Annotated in this window: 15 protein-coding genes; 5 read left to right on the forward strand and 10 right to left on the reverse strand. The window is 62.0% G+C overall.

Annotated features, from left to right (window positions below):
* Positions 1–126 precede the first annotated feature (126 nt).
* From ACTIEN_RS20460 to ACTIEN_RS20470, 3 genes are all read left to right on the forward strand, one after another.
* Positions 127–639, forward strand: coding sequence for a TRAP transporter small permease (locus tag ACTIEN_RS20460; protein WP_439525001.1), 513 nt, complete (start codon positions 127–129; stop codon positions 637–639).
* Between the two features lie 10 nt (positions 640–649).
* Positions 650–1,978, forward strand: coding sequence for a TRAP transporter large permease (locus ACTIEN_RS20465; RefSeq protein WP_439525002.1), 1,329 nt, complete (start codon positions 650–652; stop codon positions 1,976–1,978).
* 87 nt (positions 1,979–2,065) lie between these two features.
* The gene (locus ACTIEN_RS20470) at positions 2,066–3,715 is read left to right on the forward strand and encodes a sulfatase-like hydrolase/transferase (RefSeq protein WP_439525003.1); all 1,650 of its coding nucleotides are present in this window, start codon (positions 2,066–2,068) and stop codon (positions 3,713–3,715) included.
* Positions 3,716–3,726: 11 nt separating this feature from the next.
* On the opposite strand, the gene ACTIEN_RS20475 is transcribed toward ACTIEN_RS20470, so the two are convergent.
* From ACTIEN_RS20475 to ACTIEN_RS20485, 3 genes are read right to left on the reverse strand one after another with little or no spacing between them, the layout of a single operon-like run.
* Positions 3,727–5,514, reverse strand: a complete 1,788-nt coding sequence (locus ACTIEN_RS20475; RefSeq protein WP_439525004.1) for a feruloyl-CoA synthase — start codon at positions 5,512–5,514, stop codon at positions 3,727–3,729.
* A gap of 24 nt (positions 5,515–5,538) precedes the next feature.
* Entirely contained in the window at positions 5,539–6,306 is a 768-nt protein-coding gene (locus tag ACTIEN_RS20480) for an SDR family NAD(P)-dependent oxidoreductase (protein WP_439525005.1), read from the reverse strand.
* A 1-nt stretch (position 6,307) separates the two neighbouring features.
* Entirely contained in the window at positions 6,308–6,784 is a 477-nt protein-coding gene (locus ACTIEN_RS20485; RefSeq protein WP_439525006.1) for a MarR family winged helix-turn-helix transcriptional regulator, read from the reverse strand.
* 78 nt (positions 6,785–6,862) lie between these two features.
* On the opposite strand from ACTIEN_RS20485, the gene ACTIEN_RS20490 reads away from it, so the two are divergent.
* Positions 6,863–7,327, forward strand: a complete 465-nt coding sequence (locus ACTIEN_RS20490) for a DUF3237 domain-containing protein (protein WP_439525007.1) — start codon at positions 6,863–6,865, stop codon at positions 7,325–7,327.
* Here ACTIEN_RS20490 and ACTIEN_RS20495 read toward each other — a convergent pair.
* The 5 genes from ACTIEN_RS20495 to ACTIEN_RS20515 form a co-directional block, all read right to left on the reverse strand.
* Complete coding sequence (locus ACTIEN_RS20495) at positions 7,324–8,253, reverse strand: aminotransferase class IV (RefSeq protein WP_439525008.1); 930 nt, start codon at positions 8,251–8,253, stop codon at positions 7,324–7,326. The two genes, ACTIEN_RS20490 and ACTIEN_RS20495, sit on opposite strands and share 4 nt — an antisense overlap.
* Positions 8,250–9,392 (reverse strand): iron-containing alcohol dehydrogenase, encoded by a 1,143-nt coding sequence (locus ACTIEN_RS20500; RefSeq protein ID WP_439525009.1) that lies wholly within the window; start codon positions 9,390–9,392, stop codon positions 8,250–8,252. The genes ACTIEN_RS20495 and ACTIEN_RS20500 overlap by 4 nt, the downstream gene beginning before the upstream one ends.
* Before the next feature lie 69 nt (positions 9,393–9,461).
* Entirely contained in the window at positions 9,462–10,724 is a 1,263-nt protein-coding gene (gene arsJ / locus ACTIEN_RS20505) for an organoarsenical effux MFS transporter ArsJ (protein WP_439525010.1), read from the reverse strand.
* Positions 10,721–11,719, reverse strand: coding sequence for an ArsJ-associated glyceraldehyde-3-phosphate dehydrogenase (locus tag ACTIEN_RS20510; RefSeq protein WP_439525011.1), 999 nt, complete (start codon positions 11,717–11,719; stop codon positions 10,721–10,723). The genes arsJ and ACTIEN_RS20510 overlap by 4 nt, the downstream gene beginning before the upstream one ends.
* Positions 11,716–12,564 carry a helix-turn-helix domain-containing protein gene (locus ACTIEN_RS20515; protein WP_439525012.1) on the reverse strand — a complete coding sequence of 283 codons (849 nt, stop codon included), beginning with the start codon at positions 12,562–12,564 and terminating at the stop codon, positions 11,716–11,718. The genes ACTIEN_RS20510 and ACTIEN_RS20515 overlap by 4 nt, the downstream gene beginning before the upstream one ends.
* 132 nt (positions 12,565–12,696) lie before the next feature.
* Between ACTIEN_RS20515 and aroA the strand changes: the two genes are divergently transcribed.
* Entirely contained in the window at positions 12,697–13,959 is a 1,263-nt protein-coding gene (aroA, locus tag ACTIEN_RS20520) for a 3-phosphoshikimate 1-carboxyvinyltransferase (protein WP_439525013.1), read from the forward strand.
* Between the two features lie 6 nt (positions 13,960–13,965).
* Here the strand turns inward: aroA and ACTIEN_RS20525 are convergent, their stop codons facing one another.
* Positions 13,966–16,362, reverse strand: coding sequence for a YbcC family protein (locus ACTIEN_RS20525; protein ID WP_439525014.1), 2,397 nt, complete (start codon positions 16,360–16,362; stop codon positions 13,966–13,968).
* Positions 16,363–16,385: 23 nt separating this feature from the next.
* Complete coding sequence (locus ACTIEN_RS20530; RefSeq protein ID WP_439525015.1) at positions 16,386–17,939, reverse strand: proton-conducting transporter transmembrane domain-containing protein; 1,554 nt, start codon at positions 17,937–17,939, stop codon at positions 16,386–16,388.
* Positions 17,940–17,994: the final 55 nt, after the last annotated feature.

Here is a 17,994-nt window from a genome sequence, read left to right on the forward strand (position 1 = left end):
CCAAGGGCATTGATGGAGCCGCGCTGATCGAACAAGCCAAGTCCTTGATCGCCAAACACGGCGGCTGACGATCACAGCCAAACGAACGGGAGGCGCGTCAGCCTCCCGTTTGCAGGGAGAGAGGCAATGTACCGGCGGCTATATTCAATCACAGAGCTTGTCGCGCGCAGTCTCGCTTTGGCGGGTGGCGGAGTTCTGATCGTTCTGATCGTCCTGACATGTGTGTCGATCTTCGGACGTGCCGTCGTGACATTTGACATCGGCCTTGGTCCGATCCGGGGCATTTATGACATGACCGAAATCGGGATGGCCGCAGCGATCTTTGCCTTCCTGCCGTGGGCGCACCTGCAAGAGGCGCATGCACGGGTCGATCTTTTTCAGCCCGTGATGCCCAAACCGATGAACCGGTTTCTGGATCTTCTGTTCAACACTGGAATGCTGGTGGTGGCGGCCGTCGGAACATGGCGTCTGTACCTTGGCATGCAGGACAAACTTTCATTCGGAGAAACAACCCTGATCGCGCAGATCCCGCTTTGGCAGGGCTATGCCGCCAGTCTTGTGGGCGCAGTGGGTTTTATCTTCGTGGCCGCCTTCTGCGTTCTGCGGTCAGGTCGGCGGCTTGCCGGTCTGCCGGACTAGGAATTCCCAAATGTCGAACATCGAACTCGCCCTCTGGTCCTTTCCGGTTCTGCTGGTCCTCGTTTTCCTGCGCGCGCCGATTGCCTTGGCCATGATCGGCGTCGGTGTCGGAGGCACATACCTGGTGATCGGGTCGTCCATGATGACGCTGAACCAGCTCAAGACGCTAACTTACGGGACGTTTTCGAACTATTCCTTTTCGATCATCCCGCTGTTCCTGCTGATGGGCCAGTTCGCCACTCTGTCCGGCATGTCGGCGTCGCTGTTTCGCGCGGCGGAAAGCTTTCTCGGGCATCGAAAAGGTGGCGTTGCCATGTCCGCCGTCGGGGCCTGCGCCGGGTTTGGTGCGATCTGCGGATCATCCTTGGCGACAGCGGCCACGATGGGACAGGTCGCCCTGCCCGAACTGCGCCGCTATGGCTATCCGGGATCGCTGGCCACCGGTGCGCTGGCCGCAGGTGGCACGCTGGGCATTCTGATCCCGCCCTCGGTGATCCTTGTCATCTATGCCATCCTTGCAGAACAGAATATTGAAAAGCTGTTTGTCGCCGCGCTGATCCCCGGCATCCTTGCCGCGATCGGCTACATGATCGCCATTTCCGTCTGGGTCCACTGGTCGCCCAACAGCGCCGCTGTCAAGGACCGGGTGCCATGGGGCCAGCGGATGAAGGCGCTCGGGCAGGTCTGGCCAGTGATCCTGATCTTTGTCGCTGTTGTCGGTGGCATCTATGCCGGGATCTTCACCCCGACCGAAGCCGCTGCTGTCGGGGCCGCAGGGACCGGACTCATCGCACTGGCATCCGGAACGATGAGCTGGAGCAAACTCAATCAGGCGATCCTGTCAACGGCCGCCTCGTCTGCGATGATCTTTCTGATCATCCTCGGCGCGGGCATCTACAACAACTTCCTGTCGCTGACTCAACTGCCGCAAACCGCGTCGGTCTGGGTTGGGGATCAGGGCTTCTCGCCATGGTTGATCCTGACACTTGTTCTATTGATGTACCTTGTTTTTGGCTGCGTGATGGATTCACTGTCGATGGTGCTTCTTACCGTGCCGATCATCTTTCCGATCATGTCGGTTCTCGACTTCGGGATGAGCGCAAATGACGTCGGGTTGTGGTTCGGAATCCTTGTGCTGATCGTGGTCGAGGTGGGGCTGATCACGCCCCCTGTGGGGATGAATCTCTTCATCATCAACTCGATGGCCAAGGAAACGCCGATCGGCCAGACCTACAAAGGGGCCCTGCCCTTTGTCCTGACAGACATGGTCCGCGTTGTCATTCTTGCCTGTTTTCCGGCGATCACGCTATGGCTGGTCTGGGTGATCGACGCTCTTTAAGGTGCGGTCACGGCATTTGGGGCAGCACCGAACAAGGTCGCGACCTGCAAACGCCGCGCAGGCAGATGCAGAACAGGACACAGCAGGATGACAGACCGCCCAAACATTCTGTGGATCATGGCCGACCAACTGCGCTTTGATTACCTGAGCTGTTACGGCCATCCGCATCTGCACACCCCTCATATCGACGCCCTTGCCCGGCGTGGAGTGCGGTTTGCCAACGCCTATGTGCAATCTCCGGTCTGCGGGCCGTCACGCATGTCGGCCTATACGGGCCGCTATGTCCGCAGTCACGGATCAACGTGGAACGGCATGCCGCTGCGCATCGGGGAACCCACCTTGGGCGATCACCTGCGCGATGCCGGTGCGCGTGCAGTGCTGGTGGGAAAAACCCACATGGTGGCCGACGCTGAAGGCATGGCGTGGCTGGGCATCGATCCCAAAAGCGAGATCGGGGTGCGCCGGTCCGAATGCGGCTTTGACGCCTTCGAACGGGATGACGGTCTGCACCCGGACAGCGCCCGGCAAAACTGGTCCGCCTATGACGATTACCTCGTTGCGCACGGGTTCAAATCAGACAACCCGTGGGAAGACTTTGCCAATTCGGGTCTTGATAAGGACGGCGCATTGCTGTCGGCATGGCTGCTGAAGAACGCGCGCCTGCCCGCGAATGTCCCCGAAGAGCATTCGGAAACCGCCTATATGACCAACCGGGCCATGGACTTCATGCAGGGCGCGCAGAAAAACGGTGCGCCGTGGGTCTGTCACCTGAGCTACATCAAACCGCACTGGCCCTACATCGTGCCTGCCCCCTATCACGACATGTATGACGAACGGCACATCGTCGATCCGATCCGCAGCGACGCCGAGCGCGACACCGATCACCCCTTGATGCAGGCCTATCTCAACGCCCGCGTCTGCCGCAGCTTTGCGCGCAATCATGTCCGCGACCACGTCGTCCCCGCCTATATGGGCCTGATCAAACAGCTCGACGACAATCTGGGACGGCTGTTCACATGGATGGACGACACCGGGCTCAGAAGGAACACGATCATCGCCTTCACCTCGGATCACGGCGATTACATGGGCGACCACTGGATGGGGGACAAGGATTTCTACCACGAGGTTGCCGTCAAGGTGCCGCTGATCATCTCTGATCCCCGCCCCGAGGCCGATAAAACGCGCGGCACGGTCTCCGATGCGCTGGTCGAGATGATCGACCTTGCGCCGACCTTCCTGTCGGCTCTCGGTGCCCCACCGAAACCCCACATCCTCGAAGGGCGTGACCTGACACCGATCCTGCATGGAACTGACGGGTTTTCGCGCCGCTATGCGATCAGCGAACATGATTACCACTGGTCCGAAATGGCCCGCGCCCTTGGTGTCCCACAACAGGACGCACACACGACGATGATCTTTGACGGACGCTGGAAATACATCCGCTGCGAGACCTTCCGTCCGGTTCTGTTCGATCTGAAAACCGACCCACTGGAAGTCACCGATCTGGGTGCGTCACCCTCACCGGAACATCAGGAGGTCCGCCGCAGGATGGAGTCCGCCGTTCTGGACTGGGCCACCCGTCACCACACCCGGATCACCGCCACGCCGCGGGTTCTGGAGGGCCAGAAGATCGCAGCAGAAGAGGGAATCCTCATTGGCTTCTGGGATGAGGCAGAGTTCGAGTCGGTCACAGGCATGTCCTTCGACAGCCTGACTCCCGCCGGAAAACCCGTCTGAAGCCCCTGCACTCAGACCAGGATTGTCCCCTCACCACCATCATGCAGGTGGCGCACAAGCGCATCGTTGTTGTTCCGCATGGCCCGCTGGTTCAAAGAGCCTTTTTCGGTGACTTCCCCCCGATCAAAGCTGGGCGCATGGGGCAGAACCAAGATCCGCCTGATCCGACTGGCCGATCCCGTAGCCAGTTTGGCAGCCCGTGCCAAACGTTCTGTCAGTGCATCGGTCAGGGCATCCGCTGCCATCTTGTCCGCGCGATCGGACAACAACACCAACGCGCCAAGCTCTGCTTCGTCTTCGCCGGTGATCACCGCATCCCGGATCAGCCCGTCCATCGCATCGACCAATGCCGCCCGCACAGCGCCCACCGCGACCCATGTCCCGGTGTTCAGCTTGAAATTCTCTGCAACACGCCCGTCGAAGAAAAACCCCCTGGTCAAATCCATCGGGTCCGCCGGCCGCAGCGCATCGCCCATGCAGTAATAGCCTTCCTCGTCAAACGCCTCGCGCGTCTTGTCGGGGTCGCCGTAATAGCCCGGAGTCACGCTTGGCCCCTTCAGACGCAACTCCAGCTTTCCCCCATTGGGCACCAGCTTCATCGTCAAACCCTTGGCCGGAACGCCGACATTGCCCGATTTCTCCTGAACCTCGGTGCAGGACAGGGCAAACGGCGCGGTTTCCGTCGCCCCGAGCGACGTCGACAGCAACACTTCGTGCCCGGTCGTCTTGCGACCTATCGCGCGCAGCCGGTCCCAAGTGTGCTGAGCCATGCCAGCCCCGGCATAGAACATCATGCTGAGGTTCTTGAAAAAGGTCTGCGCCAGCGCTTCATCCTGTTCAAGCCGGTCCACCAGCATGTCCCAGCCAATCGGCACGTTGAAATACCATGTACACGATATGTCGCGCAGATTGCGCAGCGTCTCGTCAAACTTGCCCGGCCCCGGCTTGCCGTCGTCGATGTAATAGGTGCCGCCATTGGTCAGCACAAGGTAGGACACCTTGTTGCCTGCCGCCGTATGGTTCCACGGTGCCCAGTCGAGCACAACCGGCGGCGTTCTGGTAACAAACCGATAGCAGTCCCGCACCATCGCCTGCATCGCACAGATCATGCCATTGGTGTTGATCACAGCCTTGGGTGATCCGGTTGAACCCGAGGTGAACAGGTACTTCACCACCGTATCCGACTTTACGTTTTGGCGGGCCGCATCGGCCAGTTCCGGATTCCCTGTCAGCAACGCATCAAAGCCGATCGCACCATCGACGGGTGCGTGTCGCGTCAGCACATGACGCCCCTCGTTTGCAATCGCATCGAACGCGACGCTGAACGCCTGTCCGTTATCGGCGAAAACAGCACCGGGATTGAGGGTCGACGCAATATCCTTCAGCTTGGCATGATCCTTGGAAACCAGCGAATAGGCAGGCGACACGGGGGCATAGGGGAGTCCGACATAGAAACAGGCCGCCGCCAAAAGCGCATGTTCAAGGCTGTTCTCGGACAGAATCAACAGCGGGCGCTCAGGCCCCAACCCCAGCGCAAGCAACGCCCCACCGATCCGGCGGGCCTGATCACGGGCGTCCCCATAGGTGATCCGCACCCACTCTCCATCCGCACCACGCCGGGCGATCCAAGGCTGGTCCGGCGTCGCATCGGCCCATTTGTCGAGATAGTCGGCAAGCGTTGGTAGATAGCCCGTCAACGCACCCTTCTGGCACATCAGAATGGTTCCGTCGGCGCGGGTCTCGATCTCGAACTCGGGCTGCCAGAAATCACTGTCGCTCAGGTCTGCTTTGATATTCATCGTCCCCCCTCTCCCCGGATACCGCTATCGCGGCGCCATGCGGATCGCGCCATCAAGGCGGATCACTTCGCCATTCAACATCGGATTGCGCGTGATGTGCGACACCAGCGCAGCGTATTCCGCCGGATCACCCAGCCGCGACGGAAACGGCACCTGCGCGCCCAGCGACGCCTGAACCTCGTCCGGCAATTCATGCAGCAACGGCGTCCGGAACAGACCGGGGGCGACGGTACAGACGCGCACGCCCTTGTCCGCCAGATCGCGCGCCATTGGCAGGGTCATCGCCACGATACCCCCCTTTGACGCGGCATAGGCCAATTGACCGACCTGTCCGTCGAACGCCGCGACCGAGGCGGTGTTGACGATCACGCCCCGCGCCCCGTCTTTGCCAACGGGATCGGCAGCCACGACCTTGGCCGCCACCTGACTGGCACAGTTGAAACTGCCCAAAAGATTCACCCGCATGATCTTTTCAAACAGCGCCGGATCATGCGCCTGCCCGCGTGACACGGTCTTGGCCGCGCCTCCGACCCCTGCGCAATTCACCAGCACGCGCAATGTCCCATGCGCGCTGACAGCAGCGTCAATTCCCGCCTCGACCGAACCCGGATCGCTCACATCGACACGGGCAAACCGCCCGCCGATCATCTTGGCATGCGCCATGCCAAGCTCTTCGTTCAGATCGAACAGCGTGACGTTGAGCCCGTCATCCGCCAATCGCCGCGCGGTGGCAGCCCCCAGCCCAGAGGCACCACCGGTGACAATTGCACCGAATCCCGCCCAATCCTGCATGTCAGTCCTCATGCGCCCGGATCTTCGCCAAGAGTGCCAACAGCGTTGATTTTTCCGCATCGCTGAGATTGGCCAGCAGCCGGTCCTCATGTGCCCGTACCGCAGTGCGCGCTTCTGCATAGGCCTTTGACCCTGCCGCGGTCGGCACCAGCGCTTGCACACGACGGTCCCCCGGCACATGTGTCCGCTTGAGCAATCCACGGCCTTCCAATTCGTCCACGATGGCCACCAGGCCTGAACGTTCGATACCCAGCATTCGGGCAAGGCCACTTTGGGTCACGTTTGGATACTGAACCACCAGTGACAAAGCAGAGAACACGCGCGGCGCAAACCCGTCTTCACCAAGAGCGCGGCGAAAGTCGGCCTGCACGATGACATAAGCCCGCTTGAGGTTGTACCCGATGAATTCTTCAAGATCCGGCGTTTCCACCAGTGTCTCTTCAGGATCCTGCCGATTTGTCCTGGGAACCGACGCCATATCATGTCTCCTGTTGTCTGATGCTCGATTATCCCATATTGTTAATCTAGTAAACAGTTTATCACGGAAAGGGTTCCCATGCAGCTGCCCCAGCCTAAGCTAGACCACGTCTGCACGCTCAACGTGGTCCTCGACCCGATCCGCGACATGGGACAAGGGCGCGCCGGGGTCAGACGCATCATACCGATTGTCGGCGGCACCGTCACCGGCCCGCGCCTTTCGGGTCGCATCCTGAGTCTCGGGGCCGACTGGCAGACGATCTTCGCGGATGGATTGGCCGAACTCGATACACGCTACGCGATGGAAACCGACGATGGCGCGACCATCGAGATCGTCAATTACGGCTACCGGCATGGCCCGAAAGAGGTGCTCGACGCCGTCGCGCGCGGCGAACCCGTGGACCCCGCATCCTACTACATGCGCACCCATGCCCGGCTTGAAACGGGCGATGCGCGCTATGATTGGGTCAACCGAACGCTTTTTGCCGGTGTCGGCGCGCGCAATCAAAGCAGCGTTAAGGTCGAGCTTTACGCGATCACCTAACCCGCCTTGTGGACCGCGATGTCCTTGGCGATCGCCTCTTTATACAGCGCGCGGATACGATGCGTGAGCGGGCGCTCACCTGATCCAATCGTCTTGCCGTCAATCGACGCCACAGGCGTTTGCGCCCCAAACGTGCCGGTCAGAAACGCCTCGTCCGCCGAATACGCCTCGTAAAGCGAATAGTTCTTCTCGAACACCGGAATCCCGTTCTCGCGGCACAGGTCGATGACCTTCTGCCGCGTCACCCCGTTCATGCAGTAGTCCCCGGTCGAGGTCCAAACCTCACCCTTGCGGATGATGAAGAAGTTGCAGGCGTTGGTGGTGTTCACAAACCCATGCGGGTCGAGCATCAACGCCTCGTCCGCGCCCGCCGCTTCGGCCTGAAGGCAGGCGATCACGCAGTTCAGCTTGGAATGGCTGTTGAACTTGGCATCCTGGCTGTGCGGCAGCCCCCGCACCTGCGGCACCGAGGCAAGGCGAATTCCCTGGGCCTGCAATGCCTCTGCCGGTTTCGAATGTTCCATGATGATCACCAGCGTTGGCCCCGACCGCGACAGGCTCGGATGCTGGAACGGTTTCACCTTGGTGCCGCGCGTCAGCATCAACCGGCAATGCACATCCGTGGTCATGCCGTTCGCCTCGGCCGTCATGCGCAGCGCATCGGCGATCCCGTCGCGATCCATGCCCACATCAAGGCCCACCGCGTAGCAAGAGCCGAAAAACCGGTCCATGTGGTCTTCGAGAAACGCCCAATGCCCATCATAAAGCCGCATCCCCTCCCACATGCCATCGCCCAGCAGAAACCCGGAATCGTAGACCGACACCTTGGCCTCCTCGCGCGGGTAGAGCTCTCCATTGATGTAGATGAGGATATCCCGGTTGCGCGGGTCTTCTTCGGCATCATGGGTTGTGGTGTGATCCGTCATCGCGCCCGCTCCATCAGGTTCAATAGCTGTTTTTCGGTCAGATCCACCGGATTCGCCTTCATCGACGACGAACTCACCGCGTCCTTGACCGCCTTGGCCCGCGTCGCGTCGCTGATCCCCTGCGCATCGAGGCCCGGCAATCCCGCCTTGCGCGACCAGTGATGTAATGTCTCGAATGCATCCCCCGGCGCACCTCCAAAGGCCTGCGCGATCCAGCCCTGCACCTCGGCAATCCGCGCCTGCAAGACCGGATCATCCCCCGCCTCGGCATTGGCCCGCAACCCGTGCGGCAGCAGCGCGCCGCAAATGGCTCCATGCGCGGCGTTGGACAAGCCACCCAAAGGCCCGGCCAATCCATGCACCACGCCAAGCCCGGCATTGGCAAGGGCCAGCCCACCGCACAGACTCACCCACGCCAGTGCATCCCGCGCATCGGGGTCTTCACCGTCCATGATTCGCCGGATCGCCACCAGCCCCTTGGGAATCGCATCGCGGCAGATCGCGTCGGTCAACGGATTGGCTTTGGACGACAGATACGGCTCGATCACCTGCGTGACCGCATCCAGCCCCGACGCCAAAGTCACCCCACGCGGGCAATTGTCCGTCAGCGCCGGATCGACAATCGCCAGTGTCGGCAACATGCGCGGATCGCGCAGACTGACCTTCCGCTGAGCTTCTGGCACCGAGATTACCGCGTTTTTTGTGACCTCGGCCCCGGTGCCTGCGGTCGTTGGCAGAGCGGCAAACGGCAACGGAGCCACGTCCAATGGAAGGCCTTTGCCCACCACCTCCAGATGGTCCAGCATTGGGCGCGTTGCTGGCGCCAGCGCAGCAATCGCCTTGCCCGCATCAACCACCGCGCCGCCACCTATGGCGATGACCGCCGCAATCTGTGCCGCGCGCGCCACCGCAACGCCGCTTTCGATCAACGCAACATCCGGTTCATGCGCGACCGAGAAATCCGTTACGACAACGCCCTCACCCTCAAGCGCGTCTTTCAACCACTCCGCCCGCGCCGCGGTCGCGCCCGTGACCAGCAACACCCGCGCGCCCAATGCGACAAGCGCAGGCACCGCCTGAACCGCCGCGCCGCGTCCGAACCGGATCATGTCTGCCGTGGCAAAAGCAAAGGGTGTCATGGGCATTCCTGTGGTCAGACGATGCCCAGAGATGTGCCCGTCTTTGCCCCCCGTGTCGAGGGTCGCGCCTCAAACGGTCTGCGCCACACCTTCGCTGCGCAACCGTCCGGAGATCAGAGCAGCCAAGGCCACCATCACCGACGCCGTACCCAGAACCAAGGGCAACCCGCCGACCTGATAGCTTAGGCCCGACAGCACCGTGCCCAAGAGCCGCCCGCCCGCATTCGCCATGTAGTAAAAGCCCACATCCATCGTCACCCGTTCGTTTTGGGTGAAGGCAAGGATCAGGTAAGAATGCAGCGCCGAATTGATGGCGAACAGCGCGCCGAACACCAACAGCCCGATCACCAAGGTGACCGTCAGCCATGTCTGCGGTTCCGGCGACAGCACCGCCGCTGCGGTCAGCGCCACCGGCACCACCAACAGCAGAAACGCCCATTTCCGCGCATCCGCGATCAGCGCGCCTTCATTGCGCTGGGTCGCCTTCAAAAGCTTTGGCGTGTTTGCCTGCACGACCCCGTAAAGGATGATCCAGACCGCCATGAACGTCCCGATCAGGAAAAACGCCGCGCGGTTGCCCGCCTCGGTTCCGTCAGACAGCACCGCGTAGAAATAGATCGGGATGCCCACGACAAACCACACGTCGCGCGCCCCGAACAAGAACACCCGCGCTGCGGACAACCAGTTCACGTTGGCGGATTTGGAAAACACCTCGGAAAACTTCGCGCCCTTGCGCCCTTTGGGCAGGCCGGAAGGCATGAAGATGATGATCGCCAGCAGGATCACCGCCAGAACCGCCGCCATCGCATAGATCGCCGCAACAAAGCTCAGCGTTGCCAAGAGCGCCGCGCCCAGCAGGAAACCCACGCCCTTGACCGCGTTCTTCGACCCGGTCAACACCGCCACCCAGCGGAACAACCCGCCGCCCGTTGTCGGGGCCAGCAGCTTGACCGCCGATTTCGACGACATCTTGGCCAGATCCTTGGCCACCCCCGACGCGCCTTGCACACACATGACAAAGGCGACCGACGCGGTAATGGCCCAGGACGGATCCAACTGCGCCAGCACGACAAGCGCCACAACCTGCAAGCCCAACCCGGCATAGAGCGTCGAGGTCAATCCGAACCGCGCCGCGATCCAACCGGCGGACAGGTTTGTCACCATGCCCGCGATCTCGTAGAGCACGAAGAGGTAGGCCAGCTGCACCGGCGAAAACCCAAGCGTGTGAAAGTGCAGCAGCACCAACATCCGCAGCGCGCCATCGGTCAGCATGAACGCCCAATAGGCCGCCGTCACGGCGATATAGGCAGAGAGCCCCTCGGGTTTGCTCACAGCCGACCGCCCACCATCAGCGCCACATCCACCAGCCGGTGCGCATAGCCCATCTCGTTGTCATACCACGCGTAGACCTTCACCTGCGTGCCGTTCACCACCATCGTGGAAAGCGCATCGACAATGCTCGACCGCGTGTCGTTGGTGTAGTCGGCCGACACAAGCGGGCGCTCTTCGTACCCGAGAATGTCCCTGAGCGAACCTTCCGACGCCGCCTTGAACAGCGCGTTCACCTCTTCCACCGTTGTCGCGCGATCCATCTCGAACACGCAATCGGTCAGCGACGCATTCAGCAGCGGCACCCGCACAGCGTGACCGTTCAAACGACCCTTTAGCTCGGGATAGATCAGAGTGATCGCTGTCGCACTTCCCGTGGTTGTCGGGATCAGGGAATTTAAAGCCGACCGCGCGCGGCGCAGGTCTTTGGCGGGGCGATCGACAATCGTCTGAGTGTTCGTTACATCATGGATTGTCGTTATAGAACCGTGGCTTATACCAATCTCCTTGTGCAACACCTTCACAACGGGCGCCAAGCAATTGGTTGTGCAACTGGCGGCTGTCACAATATCATGGTTTTCAGCATCATAGATGTCGTCATTCACACCAAACACGATGTTCGCGGTCGGTCCGTCCTTGACCGGAGCAGAGACCACGACTTTCTTCGCTCCCATTTGAAAATAGGGCGCGATCTTCGCCTCGGATTTGAAAACGCCGGTACAGTCGATCACCACATCAACGCCCTCCATCGGCAGCGCCGACAGGTCGGATGTGCCGACAAACGGCAGGCGTACACCGTCAATGGTGATGCTCTCTGCGTCGTGCGAAAACGCGGCATTCCACCGCCCATGCACCGTGTCGAACTCGAACAGATGCGCATGCATTTCAGGATCGCCCGCCGCGTCGTTGATCCACGCGATCTTGACGCCCCGCTCCAACAAGGGTTTCAGGGCAAGCTTGCCAATGCGGCCAAGCCCGTTCAGCGCGTAGGTGGTCATGCGGAGGCATCCTCTTCGGTCATTTGTCCAATATCATCAACGGCCTTTTGCAAAGACATCCGGTCAAGCGTGTTCATGGGCAGCGCTGTGAAAACGCCGATCCGATTGCGCAGCGCACCGTAGGCCGCCTGAAACGCAAGGCTGCGTTCAGCGTCCGACCCGGTGGCCTTGACCGGATCGACCATGCCCCAATGCGCGCTGATCGGCTGGCCCGACCACGCCGGGCAGTCTTCGTTCGCAGCCTGATCGCAGACCGTGAACACGAAATCGAACTTCGGCGCGCCCTCACCCATGAATTCCTGCACGTTCTTGGCCCGCAAGGCCGACACGTCGTGCCCTTTCTGGCGCAGCACATCCACCGCCATCGGGTTCAATTCGGAAAAGGGCTTGGTGCCTGCGGAATAGACGTCGAACCGATCTCCAGCCATGTCGCGCAGGATCGTTTCGGCAAAGATCGACCGCGCCGAATTACCGGTGCAGATAAAGAGAACATTGAATTTTTTCAGCGACATATCCATCATTCCTTGTCCAAAGCCCGCGGCCAGCGGGCTGCACATATCCGGTCTGCCCCGACAACAATCGAGCAGCAGGAAGTCCAGCATCCCCTGCACGTTTGTTACATTCACACTGTAACGAAGCGATGTCCCAACCCGCGTCTGGCTCAGCAATCCGGCGTCCAGCAGGTTCGACAGGTAAGCCGAGAGCGTGGAGGGCTTGATGTCCAGCGCGGTCGAGATTTCACCCGCCGGCACCTTGTCCGGCATCCGCCGCATGAGCATGCGAAAGATGGCCAGCCGTTGCGGATGACCGAGTGTCGAGAGTTGTGAGGCGATTATTATTTCCATATTTCGTGAATAATGGAATTAATGACGCCGTCAATGACTCGTTTGCCCATCCGTGCAGGTAATCGGTTTTCGGATTGCGACGCGCTGCAAAACCCGTAAACCCGCATTTGACGTTCCGACCGGAGATCCGCCATGTCGCTGCCCATCGCCCAGATCACCCCCGTGACCCAGCCCCTGTTGGGCCGTGTGACATTGCCCGGATCCAAATCCGTCACCAACCGCGCACTTCTGGTGGCAGGCCTCGCACGCGGCACCAGCCGCCTGACCGGCATCCTACGCAGCGACGACACGCATTACATGATGACCGCCCTGCGCGCGATGGGTGTGGGCATCACGGAGGTTGATGAAACGACGGTCGAAGTCACAGGCTCGGGCACGCTACAGCCAGCCGACGAACCGCTTTTCCTTGGCAATGCCGGCACCGCGACACGTTTCCTGACCGCCGCAGTCGCTTTGGCCGACGGCACCACCATCGTCACCGGCGACGAACACATGCAGAAACGCCCCATCGCGCCGCTGCTGGACACGCTCCGCGCAATGGGCGTCGATGCCACGTCCGACACCGGCTGCCCACCCGTCACGGTCAACGGCAACGGCACATTCCAAAGCGGCGACATCGAGGTCAGCGGCAAGCTGTCCAGCCAGTATATCTCGGCCATCATGATGCTGGCCGCGATGGGCAACGGTGAGACCCGCATCACAATCGGTGGCGGAAAGATTGGAGCGGTGGGATACTTGCACATCACCGCCGCTGTCATGCGCGCCTTTGGTGCGACCGTCAGCTTTCCGTCCGAGAACCAGATCGTTGTGGCACCGGGCGGCTACACCGCTGCCGACTACCACGTCGAACCTGACGCAAGTGCGGCGACTTATCTCTGGGCGGCTGAAAAGCTTACCGGGGGGAGCATAGATATCGGCACCGCCCCCGGCGACATGAACCAGCCCGACGCCAAGGCCTACGAGATGATCGCCGCCTTCCCGCATATGCCGTCCGAGATCGACGGATCGCAGATGCAGGACGCCATCCCGACTCTCGCCGTGCTGGCCGCGTTCAATGACACGCCCGTCCGCTTCACCGGGATCGAGAACCTGCGCGTCAAGGAATGCGACCGGATCGACGCCGTTCATAAAGGGCTGGAACAGGTGCGCCCCGGTCTGGCAAACGTCGAAGGCGATGACCTGATCGTGCATGCTGACCCCGCACTGGCCCGCCATGTGAGCGACGGCCTGATCGACAGCCATGCCGACCACCGCATCGCCATGAGCTTTGCCCTTGCCGCGATCAAGGTCGAAGGCGTGCGGATCGAAGATCCCTACTGCGTGTCCAAGACCTTCCCGAATTACTGGGATGTCCTGCGCGGGCTGGGCGTGATGGTCGACATCACCCAGCCCTGACGCGCCTCACTCCGCCGCAATCGCCGCCCGGGCGTCGCCCCTCAGCGACACCCATGCGCCACCGCCGGTGTACCGCCAACCAAGCCGCCCCTCATCGTCCATCGCAAAGAGCTTCAGCCAACCATTGTCGAACAGCGCCGCAACCCCGGCGTGCCGCTCAAGGATGTCGCTGATCGCCGCGCGTGGCGCCTCGATCGCCACCGACAGCCGCAGCGGATCGTGCATGAATGTCTCGCCGTCATGCACCGACTGCCACGGCAACCCTCCGCGCAGCACGCCGCCATTGCCTTCGACCACACCGATGCCGCCGGTCACGTTGTGAAGCAGCTTGTTCCCGGCACCAAACACATCGGGCGCAACGGATGACCCGTAGTATTGGAGGCTGATCCAGCTTGCGACAACCACGGGCGCGGTCAGGATCAATTCCAGAACTTGGAAATTGGTATCCTGCCGCCAGTCATAGCTGTGCAGGAACGACCGCCCGTCAAGGCTCCGACCCATGGTCCGTGAACGGGGTGCGACGATGAAGGCCGAACAGCCCGCAAGCCCCCATTCGGGCCGGGTTTCCGACCAATCCTTGGCCCGTTCCATGACCGCCCCCGCATCCGTCGCGCGGGGAAGACGCGCCGACCGCTCTGTCCGCGTCATCTTGGCCGCCGTTGACAGCGCCAGTTTCAGCGATGCAATCGTAGCACCCTGCGTGTGCCCGGCAGGCAGATCGTCCTCGTAAAGCCGAACCTCATCCGTCACCGTGTCATGCAGACCGGCAAGGAACACAGTCTCCGCAGGCACCTCGATCCCCTTCGAGACCAGCCCGGCCCGCACGTCTGCATCGTTGAGCAGCAGCGCCACCAGCCGCGCGTTCACATCACCCGCATGACCACCGCATGCCCCGCATTGCAGCGCGCTGGCGTGGGGGTTGTTGACCACCCCGGCACCGTGACCGGCCAGCAGGATCACCTTGGCAAAGCCAGATTTCATCGACATCGCCGACAGGATGGTCGCCGCCATGCCGGTCCGGTCTTCAAGCGTCAGACCATCTGCCAAAGCCGGAGCCGGATCATTGCCAAGGCTCGGATGCTTCTGCGCCAGCGAATCCCGCACCAGTTTGCCAAGATATAAAGGCCCTGTCGCTTCGACGAAGGCAAAGCTGCTGACAGCGGCCAGCCGGAACCGGCCCCACGCCCGCGTCACCCGTTTCGCCACGCGGGTCAGCATATCGCTTTCCTGCGGGTCGGTTGCGGCCGAAGTGGCACCGGGGTTTATCAGCACCGGACCGCGTGTCTCCAGCACATCCGACGCAAACCCGTGATGTGCCGCCGCGATGCCGAAGAAGCCTGCAAAGCCGATGGTCTCGATCCGGTCGCCTGACGCCTCAAGAGCCCGCCGGAACACTTCGGAGCGCACGTCGATGCAGAACGCCGCCTGCACGTTCGGCACATCGTCCTTGACGGCCACCGGCAACGCCAAGGTCTCGTCCAGCGCCCGCGCCGCCGCATGATCCGCCGCTGCCTGAAGCGCTGCGTCGATCAGGTCATCCTCACTCGGCACGATGGGCTGCGCATGGGATGCAAGCACCTGCGCCCACCGATCCCCGATCTTGTCCTTGTAGCGCGCCAAGAGCGCCGCCTCGAAGACGAGCTTGGCAGTCAGAAGGTCGGTGATGTCGTTGTTGCCCTCGCCTTTCAGGTTCGCGCGGAATGCCTCGCCCGACGCCAGTTGCGCCCAGCCACCAAGCCGCATCAGCAACGTGTGGAAATAGCTTTCGCAGGCATCCGCTGTAATCCCCATATCCTCGGCACATTTGGTCAACGCGCCCCGCGCGGACATCGACATCGACGCCACCCGCGACGCAAACCCGGTCAGGCCGAAAATCTCGGGCGTCAGATCGCGCTGCGCGAAGGACCGCCAGGACAGCCAGGCTCGCGTCTTGGGCGCAGGCCAGAGCGCCTGTCCGGTGTCGTAATGCCCACCCGCCCAATGGCCGATCCGTTCGGCCACGAAGTCGGGCCAGTTGATCTCCGACACCTCTTCGGCCAAATCAGCGAGCGTCGGCAAGGTTTCGGGCAAGCGCCCAGGCTTGTCCATCGCCGCGATCACCGCGTCGACCGAAATGCCAAGCTCCGGCACCTCGGCAAGACCTGCCTCCAGATCGGCCACGCTCAGTTCACCTGCCACGAATTTGGCCTTGAAATGCACCCTCTCGGGCACCGTCCGCACACCGGCAACCCGCGCCAGACGGGCGGCAGCCACCTGCAACGGCTCACCCGCCTGACCGACGTAAGGGTTCACCGCAACCGTCGCCTCAAGCGACCACAGCGGCGGGATGTGGGCGGCGGCGTTCCGCGCACCTGCCATGATCTCAAGCGCCGGACCCGAGAACCGTTCAACCATAGTCAGCATGTCGTGATCTCCTGTCCTGTCCATTACCGTGACCGCGCGGCCCAGCCGCCGGTCAGCCGGTCAAACACCGCGTTGAGGTAAAATCCGTTGGAAAGATGCACCCGAAGGCCTTGGGCGGCCGGATGGCTGGCCCAGTTCGGGAACGTTGCCTGTGCCAAGGCCACCGTGCCGAAGCTCAGGATGGTCAGCACCATCAGCGCCCATTGCAGCGGTCCGGGGGCCGGGGTTGCGGGCAGCGCGCCCGTCGTCAGCCAGACCGCGATGGATTGCAGCGCAAAATAACTCAGCGTGGTCGCCACCGAATAGGCCGCCATGCGCCGCGTCAGCACCTCTGGCGCGTGATCCGCCAGACCTTGCGCAAGCAGATAGGCCACTCCCATGACCAGCACTGCACCCAGCGCAATTGCCTGTGCTGACTTGCCGTCGATGCCCAGCAGCAGGCCCAAAGTGCCGTAGATCGCCAGCGCAAAGGCAAACGCCTTGAGAACTGCCTTGCCATTCGGGATCGCCACGGGACCGGGCCGCCGGATCGACGCCACCTGTTGTACCGCCCCGCCCGACGCAAGGAAGGCATGCGCCTTGTAAAGCGAATGCGCCACGATGTGCAGCAGCGCCAGCGGGAAAAGCGCCAGACCGCATTGCAGGATCATGAAGCCCATCTGCGCCACGGTAGACCACGCGAGCGAGGTCTTTACCGACGGCTGTGTGAGCATGACCAGACCACCGAACAGCGCCGAGAACCCGCCAAGGATCACCAGCACCGACAGCACACCGGGCGCCAGCAGCATCACGTCCGCAAACCGGATGAGCAGAAAGCCACCCGCGTTCACCACGCCCGCGTGAAGCAGCGCCGAAACCGGCGTCGGGGCTTCCATCACCTCGGTCAGCCAGCCATGTGTGGGAACCTGCGCCGATTTGAACAGCGCCGAGATCGCCAGCAGACCAGCAGCAAGGATCGCCGCCCCACCGCCTTCACCGGCCCGTGCCGCCTCGATGATGGTCTGGATGTCCGCCGTGCCATAGGCCGCCGCCAGCGCGAAGGCACCAAGGATGAGCCCCCCGTCAGACGCCATGGAACACAGCGCCTTCTTGCGCGCCGCCCGTTGCGCCGCTGCCCGTTCGGGGTAGGTCAGCAGCAACCGGTTCACACACAGGCCCACTGCGCCCCAGCCGATGATTAACTGGATCAAGTTGCCCGCTGTCACCAGTAGAAGAACCGAAGCCAACCCGAAACTCAGCCAGCCCAGAAACTGCGCCTGGTTCTTTTCGCCATCGGTGTAGGTGACCGCAAACCGCATCACGACCCAGCCGATAAAGCTGACAAGCATCAGCATGGTCACGCTCACCGTGTCGATGCGGGCCGAGAAACCCATGTTCGCCGCACCCAGCAGCCCGCTTGTCGTCGATCCGTCGCGGATCAGCAGACCCAGCGCCCCCAGCGACACCCCCATCGCGGCCAGACCGGCATATTCGCCCAGACGCAACAGGGTCGATCCGCGCGGCAGGTCGCGGTTCATGTAGAAGATGCCGACAAGGGCGAAAAAGGCCGGGGCCAGAAGGGGCAAGGCGGGGGTCATGATACGGTTTCCTTTGAGGACGTGATCTTGCAAGGGCACCTAGCCTGCGTATTTG

This window comes from Marivita sp. (assembly GCF_051859345.1).
Lineage (GTDB): Bacteria > Pseudomonadota > Alphaproteobacteria > Rhodobacterales > Rhodobacteraceae > Marivita.